Below are 13,086 nucleotides of genomic sequence, written 5' to 3'. Positions count from 1 at the left end.
ATCAGTTAACAGCCTTTCCGTCCAGGACCGTCGGCTCGCCGCGCAGGAAGGTCGCCACGATGCGACCCGGCAGCGTCATGCGGGCGTACGGGGTGTTGCGACTGCGGCTGGCCAGCTCCGCGGGCTCGATCACCCGGCGGGCGGCCGGGTCGACCAGGGTCAGGTTGGCCGGCACGCCGGGGGCCGGGTCGACGCCGTGGCCGTCCAGCCCGGCGATGCGGGCCGGGGCGCGCGACATGCGCTCGGCGATCAGGTCCCACTGCGGGCCGAGCACGTCGAGCGCGATCGACAGCGCCGTCTCCAGGCCGAGCATGCCCGGCCGGGCGTACGCCCACTCGCACTCCTTGTCCTCCACGGCGTGCGGGGCGTGGTCGGTGGCGATGACGTCGATCACGCCCTCGGCCAGCGCGGCGCGCAGCGCGGCGATGTCGGCGGCCGTACGCAGCGGCGGGTTGACCTTGAACACCGGGTCGTAGGTCTCGGCCTTCTCATCCGTCAGCAGCAGGTGGTGCGGGGTCACCTCGGCGGTGACGCGTACCCCCCGGGCCTTGGCCTGGCGCAGCACCTCGACGCTGCCGGCGGTGGAGACGTGGCAGACGTGCAGGCGGCTGCCGACGTGCTCGGCGAGCAGCACGTCGCGGGCGATGATCGCCTCCTCGGCGACCGCCGGCCAGCCGGTCAGCCCGAGCCGGGTGGACACCTCGCCCTCGTGCATCTGCGCGCCCTCGGTGAGCCGGGGCTCCTCGGCGTGCTGGGCGATGATCCCGTCGAACGCCTTGACGTACTCCAGCGCCCGGCGCATCAGCTTCGGGTCGGCGACGCAGTGCCCGTCGTCGGAGAAGATCCGCACCCGGGCCGCCGAGTCGGCCATCGCGCCCAGCTCGGCCAGGCGCTCGCCGGCCAGGCCGACGGTGACCGCGCCGATCGGCTGCACGTCGACCAGCCCGGCCTCCCGGCCGAGCCGCCAGACCTGCTCGACCACGCCGGCGGTGTCCGCGACCGGGGAGGTGTTCGCCATCGCGCAGACCGCCGTGTAGCCGCCCAGCGCCGCCGCCCGGGAGCCGGACTCCACGGTCTCGGCGTCCTCCCGGCCGGGCTCGCGCAGGTGGGTGTGCAGGTCGACCAGGCCGGGCAGGGCGACCAGCCCGGTGCCGTCGACAGGCGTGGCGTCGGGCGCGGTGAGGCCGACGCCGGTCTGCGCGACGACGCCGTCGCGGATCAGCAGGTCGGTCGGCGCGGCGCCGACGACGCTCACGTTGGTGATCAGGTACGCGGTCACAGGTTGTTCCCCCCGAGCAGCAGGTAGAGGACGGCCATCCGCACGGAGACCCCGTTGGCGACCTGTTCGACGATGGTGGAGCGGGGCGAGTCGGCGACCTCGGGCGTGATCTCCATGCCCCGGTTCATCGGCCCGGGGTGCATGACGATCGCGTGCTCCGGCAGCCGGCGCATCCGGGGCGCGTCGAGGCCGTAGCGGCGGGCGTACTCGCGGGCCGAGGGGAAGTAGGAGTCGGTCATCCGCTCCCGCTGCACCCGCAGCATCATCACCACGTCCACGTTCGGCAGCACGGCGTCGAGGTCGTAGGAGACGTCGATGCCGGGCGCGAGGGCCTGCGCGATGTCGACGGGGATCAGCGTGGGCGGGCCGACCAGGGTGACCTTCGCCCCGAGGGTGGACAGCAGCAGCACGTTGGACCGGGCCACCCGGGAGTGCAGCACGTCCCCGACGACCGCGACGTGCAGGCCGGCGAGCCGGCCCAGCCGGGCCCGCATCGTGTACGCGTCCAGCAGCGCCTGGGTGGGGTGCTCGTGGGTGCCGTCGCCGGCGTTGACGACCGACCCGTCGACCCAGTCGGCCAGCCGGTGCGGGGCGCCCGAGGCGGGGTGCCGCACGACGACCGCGTCGGCCCCCATCGCCTGGAGGGTGAGCGCGGTGTCCTTCAGGCTCTCGCCCTTGGCGACGCTGGAGCCCTTGGCCGAGAAGTTGATCACGTCGGCGCTGAGCCGCTTCGCCGCCGCCTCGAACGAGATCCGGGTGCGGGTGGAGTCCTCGTAGAAGAGGTTCACCACGGTCCGCCCGCGCAGCGCGGGCAGCTTCTTGACCTCGCGGCCGGCGACCGTGGCCATCTCGGCGGCGGTGTCCAGGATCAGGGTGGCGGTGACGGCGTCCAGGTCGGCGCCGGAGAGCAGGTGGCGGATCATGCGGCGGTCGCCTCCCCGTACAGCTTGACCTCGTCGACGCCGTCGGTCTCGGCGAGGGTGACCTTCACGTTCTCGGCCAGCGCGGTCGGGATGTTCTTGCCGACGTAGTCGGCGCGGATGGGCAGCTGCCGGTGGCCCCGGTCGACCAGGACGGCGAGCTGCACCGAGGCGGGGCGGCCCACGTCGCTGAGCGCGTCGAGCGCGGCCCGGACGGTGCGGCCGGAGAAGAGGACGTCGTCGACGAGGACGACCCGCCTGCCGTCGATCCCGCCGGCCGGAAGCTGGGTCGGGCCGACCGCGCGGGTGGCGTGCCGGCGCAGGTCGTCGCGGTAGAGGGTGATGTCGAGCACACCGGCCGGGACGGCGACGTCCTCGAAGGCGCCGATCCGGGCCGCGAGCCGCCGGGCGAGCGGCACCCCGCGGGTGGGAATCCCAAGCAGAACCGTCTCGGCGGCGCCCTGGGTCTTCTCGAGGATCTGGTGCGCGATGCGGTCGACCACGCGCGAGACGTCCGCTGCGGCGAGGATCACCTTCACCGAGGGTTGTCGCGGTGGCGACGGGTGGGCAGCCGACGGGTAGGCCACGGCGGACCTCCTTCCCCGCCTCACGGGACGGGTCGTTAAAGGACGTCTGACGCCTCCGACCGGCCACGGACGGCCCGGGCGGGGGCTGCGTGCCACGTTACCAGCGGTCACGGGACCGCCCGACGCCGGCACTGACCCCAGAATCAGGCTGGCGAATCGGTACAACTCCCCCCGCCCAGCCCAACGGTAGGGTCACGACCACTTGACCAGTTGTCGCAATCCCCGTACCGTCACGCTCCGTAGCGATCGCGGGGTGAACCCCGAGCAGCACTGGGAGTGTCCGAATGCCCTCTGAATACGCCAAGTCGCTGGGCGCCCGCCTGCGCTCCATCCGCCAGCAGCAGGGCCTGTCCCTGCAGGGAGTGGAGGAGAAGTCCAACGGGCGGTGGAAGGCCGTGGTGGTCGGCTCGTACGAGCGCGGTGACCGCGCCGTCACGGTGTCCCGCCTGGCCGAGCTGGCCGACTTCTACCGGGTGCCCGTCTCCGAGCTGCTGCCCGACGGCAGCGGGGTGCGACACGAGCCCACCAGCAAGATCGTCCTGGACCTGGAGCGGCTCTACGACGACGCCTCCGAGGACCTGGCCTACGTCGCCCGGTACGCCCGCGCCATCCAGCAGCAGCGGGGCGACTACAACGGCCGGGTGCTCTCCATCCGCGCCGACGACCTGCGCGCCCTGGCGATCGTCTACGACGCCTCGCCGTCCGGGCTGATCGAGCGCCTCACCGAGCACGGCGTGCTCGTCGCCGACCCGCGGGCGTTCTTCGCGTCCTGACGCGCCCACGGGGCGTCCTCCACGCCCCGAACAGGTCACGCCGAAAGGGCCCGTGCCGCAGGCACGGGCCCTTTTCGACACCGCCGCGCCGGCCGACGCCCCGAGGGGCGGTGGTCAGCGGGTGGCGTACTCGGCGATCCGGCCGAGCACCCCGTTGAGGAAGCGCGGCGAGTCGTCGGTCGACATCTGCCGGGCCAACTCGACGGCCTCGCTGATCGCCACCGCGTCGTCGAGCTCGTCGACGTAGAGCAGCTCGTAGACGGCGATGCGGGCCAGGTTGCGGTCCACCGCCGGCATCCGGTCCAGCGTCCAGCCCTCGGCGTAGCTGGCGATCAGCTCGTCGATCCGGTCCAGGTGCGCGGCCACCCCCTCGACGAGGCCGACCGCGTACCCCAGGTGCTCCGGGTGGGGCTTCTCGATCCGCTCGACGTAGCCGGCGAGCACCTCCACCGGCGGCCGGTCACGCAGGTCGGCCTCGAAGAGCACGTCCAGCGCCCGCTTGCGCGCCTTGCGGCGCGCCGGCATCTGCTGCTTGGGCCCCTCGGCCATCAGGCGCGGCCGAGGTAACGGCCGTCGCGGGTGTCGACCTTGATCTTCTCGCCGGTGGTGATGAAGAGCGGCACCTGCACGGTCGCGCCGGTCTCGACCGTCGCCGGCTTGTTGCCGCCGGTGGACCGGTCGCCCTGCAGGCCCGGCTCCGTGTAGGTGATCTCCAACACCACGGAGGTCGGCAGCTCGATGTAGAGCGGCACGCCCTCGTGGGTGGCGACGGTCGCCTCGGCCTCCGGCAGGAGGTAGTTGGCGGCCTCGCCCACGGTGCCCCCGGGGACGGTGATCTGGTCGAACGTCTCCAGATCCATGAAGACGTAGTCCTCGCCGTCGGCGTAGAGGTATTGCATTGTGCGCTTGTCCACGGTCGCGGTCTCGACCTTGGTGCCCGCGTTGAAGGTCTTGTCGACCACCTTGCCGGACAGCACGTTCTTCAGCGTGGTACGCACGAAGGCGCCACCCTTACCGGGCTTGACGTGCTGGAACTCTACGACGGCCCAGAGCTCCCCGTCGAGGTTGAGTACCAGGCCGTTCTTCAGGTCGTTGGTGGTGGCCATTTCCTGCCTTGATCATCAATTGGCGGACAGACCTGGCAAGTCTACTAGCTGCCGCCGCCGGCCGTTCCCGCCGTCAGCCGCCGGCCGTTCCCGCGCCCGCGCGGGCCGCCAGGTGGTGCAGGGCCAGCCGGTAGCCGTCCACGCCCAGCCCGCAGATCACCCCCGTCGCCACCGCCGAGACCACCGAGTGCGCGCGGAACTCCTCCCGGGCGTGGATGTTGGAGATGTGCACCTCCACCAGCGGGCCGCGCAGCAGGGCGCAGGCGTCCCGCACCGCGATCGAGTAGTGCGACCAGGCGGCCGGGTTGAGCACCACCGCCGCCTGCTCGTCGGCCGCGTCGTGCAGCCAGCCCACCAGCTCGTGCTCGGCGTCGGTCTGCCGCACCGTCACGTCCAGCCCCAGCTCCCGGCCGGTCGCCTCGCAGAGCCCCACCAGGTCGGCGTAGCTGGTCGCCCCGTAGACGTCGACCTGGCGGGTGCCCAGCCGACCCAGGTTCGGCCCGTTGAGCACGTACACCCTCATGAGGACACCTCCCGGTAGGCGGCGTGCAGCAGCTCGTCGTCCGGGCCCTCCAGGATCGCCGGGCGGGCCAGCGCGTCGAGCACCACGAACCGCAGCCGCGAGCCGCGGCTCTTCTTGTCCACCCGCATCGCGGCCAGCAGCTGCGGCCACGCGTCGGCCCGGTACGCCGTCGGCAGCCCCAGCGCCGTCAGCACCGTGCGGTGCCGCGCGGTGGTCTCCGGGTCCAGCCGGCCCGCGAGCCGCGCCAGCTCCCCCGCGTAGACCAGCCCGACGGACACGGCGTGCCCGTGCCGCCAGCGGTACCCCTCCACCTTCTCGATCGCGTGGGCGAGGGTGTGACCGTAGTTGAGCACCTCGCGCACCCCGGACTCGCGCAGGTCGCCGGAGACCACGTCGGCCTTCACCCGGATCGCCCGCTCGATCAGCTCCCGGACCACCGGCGACGTCGGGTCCGTCGCCGCCGCCCGGTCCCGCTCGACCAGGTCGAGGATCACCGGGTCGGCGATGAACCCGCACTTGACCACCTCGGCCAGCCCCGCCGCCAGGTCGGCCGGGGGGAGGCTGTCGAGCACCGCGAGGTCGCACAGCACCCCGACCGGCGGGTGGAAGCCGCCCACCAGGTTCTTGCCGGCCGCCGTGTTGATCCCCGTCTTGCCGCCCACCGCCGCGTCGACCATGCCCAGCAGCGACGTCGCCACCGGCACCCAGCGCACCCCGCGCAGCCAGCAGGCCGCGACGAACCCGGCCAGGTCGGTGACCGCGCCGCCGCCCACCCCGACCACCGCGTCCGTACGCGTGAAGCCCGCCTCGCCGAGCCGGTCCCAGCACGCGGCGGCCACCTCGATGGCCTTGCCCGCCTCGGCGTCCGGCACCTCCACGAACAGGGGGGCCACCCCGGCCGCCGCTAGGCGCGCGCCGATCGCGTCGGCCAGCCCCTTCAGCGGCGGCGCGTGCAGCACCGCCACCCGGGTCGCGCCGGGCAGCAACGTCGGGAGCGAATCGAGCAGGTCGCGTCCCACCAGCACGTCGTACGGCCGTTCGCCGCCGACCGGAATCCGGGTCACCTCGTCCATCGCCCGGCAGCCTAGTCCAGCCACGGCCCGCACGACGGAGCCTGTCCACTCCGTGGCGCACGGATTGCATGCAAGGAAGGGCCCCTTGTTAACGCTTTCTGTATAGGAAGGGCCCCTTCCTCACACCGCTGCCGGCGCGACACCGGCGTTCGGCGGGTCGCCCGCCACCCGTGACCAGCGGCAGCCGGGCGGCGTTTAGCCGGGCAGAACGGGGGCAGCGTTCCGCAGGACCGGGCGACGAGGCGGAGGGACCCCGCGATGAGTATTTCCACCGACAGCGCAGCCGACATCCGGCTGCCCGCCACGGTCCTCGGCGTCGGCCTCGGCGGCTTCGCCGACGGCATCGTGCTGCACCAGGTGCTCCAGTGGCACCACATGCTCAGCGGTACCGGCAGTGACAACGTCGGGGTCCGGGCGTACCCGGTCGACACCGTGTCCGGCCTGGAGATGAACACCCTGTGGGACGGGATCTTCCACGTGGTGACCTGGGTGGCAGTGCTGACCGGCCTGGCGCTGCTCTACGCCCGGGTCACCCGGTCGCGGGGCCGGCTGTGGCGCTCCCCCGTGCTGTGGGGCTGGGCGCTGGTCGGCTGGGGGCTGTTCAACCTCGTCGAGGGGATCGTCGACCACCACCTGCTCGGCATCCACCACGTGCGCGAGGGCGCGTACCGGACCTGGTGGGACCTCGGGTTCCTGGCGCTCGGGGCGGCGCTGGTCGCCGCCGGCTGGCTGGTGCAGCGCCGCGGCACGACCGTGGACGTCTGCGCCGACCGCCGGTGACCCGATGGTGACCGGCGGCCTGGCCGCGGGCGGAGGGGGCCACGGCGGGCACGACGGGTACGCGCCGGGGCCGGCGCTGCTCGTACCCCTGGTGCTGTTCTGGGTCTATCTCGCCGCCGCGCTGCGGCAGCGCGGGCCCGACGGCGGCGGCTGGCCGCACCGGCGCACGGCGGCCTTCGGCACGGGGGCCGGCCTGCTGGCGGTGGGGCTGGCCCTGCGGGCCGGCGGCTTCGCCGCGCACGCCTGGCAGCACCTGCTGGTCGGCATGCTCGCGCCGCTCGGGCTGGTGCTCGGCGCGCCGGTCACCCTGGCGCTGCGCAGCATCGACCGGCGGCGCGGCCGGGCCCTGGTGCGGCTGCTGCGCCGCCCCGCCCTCGCCGCGCTCGCCCACCCGGCGACCGGCCTCGCGCTCACCACCGGCGGGCTGTACGTGCTGTACCTGACGCCGCTGTACCGGGCGGCGCTGGCGCACCCGGCCCTGCACCACCTCGTACACCTGCACTTCCTGCTCTCGGGGCTGCTTTTCACCTGGTCGGTCGCCGGCACCGACCCCGGCCCGCACCGCCCCCGGGTGCCGGCGCGGCTGGTGGTGCTCGGGGTCGCCGTGGCCGCCCACGCCGCCCTCGCCCAGTTGCTGTACGCGGGACTCGCCGTGGACGTCCCGGCCCCGCCGGAGCAGCTACGCGCCGGGGCGACGGTCATGTACTACGGCGGCGACCTGGCCGAGATCGCCCTGGCGCTGGCCCTCCTCGCCACCTGGCGTCCGCAGGCGAGGCACCGCCGCGTGTCGGTGGGGGCGGTTAGCATCCGCCGGTGACCCTCACCCCTGACGACCTCGTCGGCTACGTCGCCCACGGGCTCGACGCCGATCTCGCCCGCTGGTTCGCCGACCGTCCGCCCGTCACGGTTCCCGCCGGGACCCGGCCGGTCGCGCCGATGCTCGACCGGCTCCCGCCGGCGGCCGCCACCGCCCTGGCGGCGCTCGACCAGCGCGTACGGTCGGGGCGCATGCCCCAGTTCCTGGACATCTACGACTGGTCCTACGGATTCGACTTCGCGGGCAACGACTGCGGGATCCTGGACGCCGACTACGAGACGGTGCTCACCGACGACGACGTCTACTCGATCGGCGCCGACGGGGGCGGCAACCTGCACGTGGTGCTCGCCAACGGGCAGGTCGGCCTGTGGTTCCACGAGGAGGAGGTCGTCGAGGGCGGCACCCGCTTCGACAGCCTCGACGTCTTCGCCTGGTCGGTGGTGCGCTACCACGCGGTGCGCGCGGGGGTGCTCGACCGGGCGGCGGTCGAGGCCGACTTCCTGTCGCTGGGTCAGGACGGCGCGCTGGAGCCGGAGGTCGGGCTGCTCAGGTCCATGAAGTAGGCCGGGCGACCGGGAGCGGGGAGCCCCTCAGGGCTTGAGCAGGGCGGCGACCTCGGCGGCGATCTCCTCCGGCGCACGCCCGTCGGTGACCACCGTCGCGGTCGCCACCTCGGCGTAGAGGGGGCGGCGCTGGTCCATCAGGTGCTTCAGCGTCGCCCTCGGGTTGATCGCCAGCAGCGGCCGGCCGGCGCCCAGACCGACCCGCTTCACCGCGTCGGCCAGCTCGACGCTCAGGTGCACCACGGTGTGCCCGACCAGGGCGGCGCGGTTCTCCTCGGCGAGCACCGCGCCGCCGCCGAGGGCGAGCACCCCGGCGCAGGAGGTCAGCGCCGCGGCGGTGGCGGCCCGCTCCAGGGCGCGGAAGTGGTCCTCGCCCTCGTCGACGAAGATCTCCGGGATCGGTTTGCCGGCCATCGCCTCGATGTCGGCGTCGGTGTCGCGGAACTCCACCCCGAGCAGCGCGGCGAGCGCCTCCCCGACGGTGGTCTTCCCGGAGCCGGGCGACCCGACGAGGACGACCACCGGCCGCGTCCGGCTCACCGCAGCACCACTGCGGCTCTCCGCAGCACCGCCGGGCGGCTGGCTCACCGGATCACCAGGGAGTCGAGGTAGCCGGCCAGGTTGCGGCGCATCTCGGCCACCGAGTCGCCGCCGAACTTCTCGACGGCGGCCTCGGCGAGCACCAGCGCCACCATCGCCTCGGCGACCACGGCGGCGGCCGGCACGGCGCACACGTCGGAGCGCTGGTTGATGGCGGTCGCCGGCTCCCCCGTGGTCACGTCGACCGTGGACAGGGCCCGGTTCAGCGACGAGATCGGCTTCATCGCCGCCTTCACCCGCAGCGGCTCGCCGGTGGTGATGCCGCCCTCCAGGCCGCCGGCCCGGTCGGTCACCCGGCGCACCCCCGTCGCGGTCGGCACGATCTCGTCGTGCGCCTCCGAGCCACGGGAGCGGGCCTGCAACCAGCCGTCGCCGATCTCCACGCCCTTGATCGCCTGGATCGACATCAGCGCGGTGGCGAGCCGGGCGTCGAGCTTGCGGTCCCACTGCACGTGGCTGCCCAGGCCCGGCGGCACCCCGTACGCCAGCACCTCGACCACGCCGCCCAGCGTGTCGGCGGCCTTCTTCGCGGCGTCGACCTCGGCGACCATCCGGGCGCTCGCGTCGGAGTCGAGGCAGCGCAGCGGGTCGGCGTCGATGCGCTCGGCGTCCTCCGGCGTCGGGCGCAGCCCCGGCTTCGCGGCGACCGGGCCCAGCTCCACGACGTGCGAGACGATCTCGATGCCGAGGGCCTGCTTCACCAGGGCCTTCGCCACGGTGCCGACGGCGACCCGGGCGGCGGTCTCCCGCGCGCTGGCCCGCTCCAGGATCGGCCGGGCGTCAGTGTGGCCGTACTTCTGCATGCCGGCAAGATCGGCATGGCCCGGACGCGGGCGGGTCAGCGGCGCGTTGCGGGCCTGCTGGGCCAGCTCGTCGGGGTCCACCGGGTCGGCGGCCATCACCGTCTGCCACTTGGGCCACTCGGAGTTGCCGACCCGGATGGCGACGGGGCTGCCGAGGGTGACGCCGTGCCGGAGCCCGCCGATGATCTCGACGACGTCCTGCTCGAAGGCCATCCGGGCGCCCCGGCCGTAGCCGAGCCGGCGGCGGGCCAGCTCACCGGCGATCTCGCCGGTGGTCACCTCGATCCCGGCGGGCACGCCCTCCAGCATCGCGACGAGGGCGGGACCGTGCGATTCACCTGCAGTCAACCAGCGCAACACGTGGGCAAGTCTGTCACGCCCGGGTCACGTCCCACCGGGCCGCCCACCGCGTCCCGCCCTACGGACGCGGTGGGCGGCCCGGGCCCGGCGCGGGGCACCCGGCCCCGGAGCAGACGAGATCTTGGACGCTTGCTGTCCGCGGCTGACAGCAGGTGTCCAAGGTCTGGCGCCTACTGCCGGGTCAGCCCGAGGACGGTGGCCAGGCGGGTGACGTCAGCGGAGGTGGGGCCGGTGCGAAGAATCGTGGTGAGGGCGACCCTGGCGGCGGAGCGGGCGCGGGTCTCGGCCGGGGCGAGGCGGTCGGCGGTGAGCAGAGCACGGCCGGCAGCCGCCGGGTCGCCGAGGTCGAGGTGGGCGCGGGCGATGTCGACGAGGTGGGCGGCGCGATGCTCGGCGGGGAGCCGGTGCCAGCCCTCGCCGTTGACGGCGTGTCGGTGCAGCGTGACGGCGTGGTGGTGGTCGCCGAGGTGGGTGGCGGCCAGGGCACGGGCGAGGGTGACAGCGACCGGGCCGAAGGCGACGCCGTCGCCGTCGTACTGCCGGTTGCCGTGGGCGGCGGCGAGGTGAGCAGCGCGTCCGTCGTTCCCATGTGTCCAGTTGACCCCGCCCAGGCCGGGGCGAAGGTAGGTGCGCGTGGTGCCTGTCGGTGCGGATCAGTGCCGCTCTCACCCGACAACGAACCCGTCAGCTACTGTCCGTATGGGCATCAGTACGCGCGAGGGGGCAGAGGGTGGCAACCAGCGGAGAGGCGATCGCGCGCTTACTGGCTGAGGCGGGCTGGCAGCCCGAACAGCTCGCTCGACGCCTCAACGAGTGCGCCGAACGGCACGGACGCACAGAACGGCTGCATCCCAAGACGCCGTACAAGTGGAAGAGGGGCGATGTTCCCCGCAGTCCCTGGCCGGCGCTGACCACAGCACTGCTGTCCGAGCAGTTGCAGCGGACGGTCAGCCTCGACGAACTGGGTTGGCCCGACGACGGGTTCGAGGCAGCACCCGCCTCCGCTGGTCTGGATCTGCCCTGGTCCTCAGCCGGGGCCTTGCGGGCAGCCGAGGTGGTGAACGAATCTGAGGGAATGATGCACCGACGGATGTTCCTCACTCTGCTCGGTTCCGCGCTCACGTCACCGGCACACGAATGGTTGATCGCCCAACCACCCCCGGACATCGCGTCGACCGCCGGCCGGCGGCTGTCCGGCGAGTTCGTCGACCACCTGGACGCGGTGACGGCCACCCTGCGACGCATGGACGACCATCTCGGCAGCGGTCACACCCTCGGGCTCGTCCGGCAGCATCTGAGCGTGGTGGTCGGGGCGCTGCGAGAGCGCAGCTACACCGACGGCGTCGGTCGGCGTCTGCACGGCACAGCCGGTGAGTTGTTGCGCCTCGCCGGCTGGCTCTCCTTCGACGACGGCCACCACACGCAGGCCCAGCGCTTCTGGATCGCCGGGCTCTACCAGGCCAACGCCGCCGGCGACCGTGGACTCGGCGCGAACATCCTCGGCTTCATGTCCTGCCAGGCCAAGGACCTGGGCCAGCTCCGCCAGGCCGTCACCCTCGCCGAAAGCGCGCGAGCCAGCTACCCCGCCGCCAGCCCGAAGGTGGCGACGATACTCGACCTGCGGGCCGCCGAGGCGTACGCCAACAAACGGGCGGCGACCGACACCCGGCGTGCGCTTGACAGCGCGTTCGGCAGGTTCACCGACCGGCGGCCGGAGCACGGTGACCCGGACTGGTCCTACTGGATCAACGAGGCGCAGGCGCATGCCCAGGCCGGCTACTGCTTCGTCAAGCTCGAAGACTGGCCACGCGCCCGCGATCATCTCCGCACCGCGCTGCGGCTACAGGGCAACGAGTACACCCGCGAGGGCGCGCTGCGAAACGCTTTGCTCGCCACCACCTATGTCCAACAGGAGCAGCCCGAGCTGGTTAAGGCCCTCGCGCTCGGCGACCAGGCCGTCCAAACCCTGACGGGACAGGTCACCTCCGCCAGGTGCACCAAGCACGTGCGCAAACTGGTGGGCGCGCTGGCCCCGTACCGTCGTACGCCCGCCGTCCGGCAGTTCTGCCAAGACGCCAAGGACCTCATCGCCGCCTGAGGCGGCAAGAAGAGCCGACGCAGCTATTCTCCTTTGCCGGCCTCGCCGAAGGTGTGATGTGGACGCGAAACCGTGCAGAGATGGGTCAGCCGGGGCGCGTCCCTCATCCTCGTTCCAGAGTGCGGGCGGCCGACATGTCGGGCGAGGATGTGAGGGTGCGATGGCCTGAGATGATCAGACGTACCGTCAAGGTTGGAAGCGATCGCGAGTTGGTCGGCATCTATCCTCGCCGCGCGGACCTACCCCGGTCGGTGTTCCGTGATGCCATCGGGCGGGCCAGTTCCCGGCTCTGGTTCGGCGGATACACCAGCTACTTCCTCTGGCTGGAGGTGCCCGGCATCTCCGCCGCGCTCGAAGCCAAGGCAAGCGCCGGGGCCGACCTGCGATTCCTGCTCGGTCATCCGGACAGCCCGGTCACCATCGAGCGGGAGAGGATAGAAGCGACTCCCCTCACGCTTTCGACTCGCATCGCGATGACGCGCGCAGAGCTCGGCAAGGTCGGTGGCGCGATTCCGGTCCGCTTCTCCGCTCGCCATCTCGCCATGTCCGTTTGGGTCTTCGACGAGGAGGCCATAGTCGCCACGCACATCGGGGCGGGGCTCGGGCAGGACTCCGTGACGCTGCACCTGCGACGGCGCCAGAACGGAGGAGCCTTCGACCGATATGTCGAGCACTTCGAGTCCTTGTGGACCGACGGCAAGCCCGCCCCACAGCCCTGAGCCCCAACCGCCACGCCACCTCACCCCCTCCCTCCCACCCCGCCCCCACCTCTCGCCCCGGTGATCAAGAGAAAAGCGTCAAGTT

The 13,086-nt window shown here is 72.8% G+C and carries 15 protein-coding genes; 6 read left to right on the top strand and 9 right to left on the bottom strand.

The genetic code is table 11. From position 1 onward, the window contains the following. Position 1 precedes the first annotated feature (1 nt). The 3 genes from ACFYWL_RS26660 to pyrR are packed head-to-tail and all read right to left on the bottom strand — an operon-like array spanning position 2 to position 2,786. The gene (locus ACFYWL_RS26660; RefSeq protein WP_386977947.1) at positions 2-1,279 is read right to left on the bottom strand and encodes a dihydroorotase; all 1,278 of its coding nucleotides are present in this window, start codon (positions 1,277-1,279) and stop codon (positions 2-4) included. Beyond that, on the bottom strand, positions 1,276-2,202 hold the full coding sequence (locus ACFYWL_RS26655) for an aspartate carbamoyltransferase catalytic subunit (protein WP_386977944.1): 927 nt from the start codon (positions 2,200-2,202) through the stop codon (positions 1,276-1,278). The genes ACFYWL_RS26660 and ACFYWL_RS26655 overlap by 4 nt, the downstream gene beginning before the upstream one ends. Further along, a complete protein-coding gene (pyrR, locus tag ACFYWL_RS26650; RefSeq protein ID WP_386977941.1) occupies positions 2,199-2,786 on the bottom strand; it encodes a bifunctional pyr operon transcriptional regulator/uracil phosphoribosyltransferase PyrR in 588 nt (195 codons plus the stop codon). The genes ACFYWL_RS26655 and pyrR overlap by 4 nt, the downstream gene beginning before the upstream one ends. Before the next feature lie 284 nt (positions 2,787-3,070). Here pyrR and ACFYWL_RS26645 point away from each other — a divergent pair, with 284 nt between their 5' ends. Beyond that, a complete protein-coding gene (locus ACFYWL_RS26645; RefSeq protein WP_007075816.1) occupies positions 3,071-3,559 on the top strand; it encodes a transcriptional regulator in 489 nt (162 codons plus the stop codon). 114 nt (positions 3,560-3,673) lie between these two features. Here ACFYWL_RS26645 and nusB read toward each other — a convergent pair whose 3' ends face one another. The 4 genes from nusB to aroB form a co-directional block, all read right to left on the bottom strand. Next, on the bottom strand, positions 3,674-4,084 hold the full coding sequence (nusB, locus tag ACFYWL_RS26640; protein ID WP_176734315.1) for a transcription antitermination factor NusB: 411 nt from the start codon (positions 4,082-4,084) through the stop codon (positions 3,674-3,676). A gap of 23 nt (positions 4,085-4,107) precedes the next feature. Next, complete coding sequence (gene efp, locus ACFYWL_RS26635) at positions 4,108-4,665, bottom strand: elongation factor P (RefSeq protein ID WP_007075814.1); 558 nt, start codon at positions 4,663-4,665, stop codon at positions 4,108-4,110. A 73-nt stretch (positions 4,666-4,738) separates the two neighbouring features. After that, entirely contained in the window at positions 4,739-5,188 is a 450-nt protein-coding gene (gene aroQ, locus ACFYWL_RS26630; RefSeq protein WP_386977936.1) for a type II 3-dehydroquinate dehydratase, read from the bottom strand. Further along, entirely contained in the window at positions 5,185-6,261 is a 1,077-nt protein-coding gene (gene aroB / locus ACFYWL_RS26625) for a 3-dehydroquinate synthase (protein ID WP_386977933.1), read from the bottom strand. Before aroB ends, aroQ begins: the two co-directional genes overlap by 4 nt. 258 nt (positions 6,262-6,519) lie before the next feature. On the opposite strand from aroB, the gene ACFYWL_RS26620 reads away from it, so the two are divergent. The 3 genes from ACFYWL_RS26620 to ACFYWL_RS26610 are packed head-to-tail and all read left to right on the top strand — an operon-like array spanning position 6,520 to position 8,421. Next, entirely contained in the window at positions 6,520-7,041 is a 522-nt protein-coding gene (locus ACFYWL_RS26620; RefSeq protein WP_386977930.1) for a DUF2243 domain-containing protein, read from the top strand. Between the two features lie 4 nt (positions 7,042-7,045). After that, entirely contained in the window at positions 7,046-7,858 is an 813-nt protein-coding gene (locus tag ACFYWL_RS26615; RefSeq protein ID WP_386977927.1) for a cytochrome c oxidase assembly protein, read from the top strand. After that, a complete protein-coding gene (locus ACFYWL_RS26610) occupies positions 7,855-8,421 on the top strand; it encodes a hypothetical protein (protein WP_386977924.1) in 567 nt (188 codons plus the stop codon). The genes ACFYWL_RS26615 and ACFYWL_RS26610 overlap by 4 nt, the downstream gene beginning before the upstream one ends. A gap of 27 nt (positions 8,422-8,448) precedes the next feature. Here the strand turns inward: ACFYWL_RS26610 and ACFYWL_RS26605 are convergent, their stop codons facing one another. Beyond that, a complete protein-coding gene (locus ACFYWL_RS26605) occupies positions 8,449-8,961 on the bottom strand; it encodes a shikimate kinase (RefSeq protein ID WP_278127644.1) in 513 nt (170 codons plus the stop codon). Between the two features lie 44 nt (positions 8,962-9,005). Then, positions 9,006-10,184 (bottom strand): chorismate synthase, encoded by a 1,179-nt coding sequence (aroC, locus tag ACFYWL_RS26600; protein WP_386977921.1) that lies wholly within the window; start codon positions 10,182-10,184, stop codon positions 9,006-9,008. 730 nt (positions 10,185-10,914) lie between these two features. Here aroC and ACFYWL_RS26595 point away from each other — a divergent pair. After that, positions 10,915-12,282: a hypothetical protein gene (locus ACFYWL_RS26595; RefSeq protein ID WP_386977918.1), complete on the top strand. Its 1,368-nt coding sequence runs from the start codon at positions 10,915-10,917 to the stop codon at positions 12,280-12,282. 170 nt (positions 12,283-12,452) lie between these two features. Further along, the gene (locus tag ACFYWL_RS26590; protein WP_386977915.1) at positions 12,453-13,001 is read left to right on the top strand and encodes an XRE family transcriptional regulator; all 549 of its coding nucleotides are present in this window, start codon (positions 12,453-12,455) and stop codon (positions 12,999-13,001) included. Positions 13,002-13,086 lie beyond the last annotated feature (85 nt).

The organism is Micromonospora sp. NPDC002575, from assembly GCF_042889525.1.
Taxonomy (GTDB): Bacteria; Actinomycetota; Actinomycetes; order Mycobacteriales; family Micromonosporaceae; genus Micromonospora; species Micromonospora carbonacea.
The sequence above is the reverse complement of the archived record's forward strand: the minus strand, read 5'-3'. Positions and strand labels throughout refer to the sequence as shown.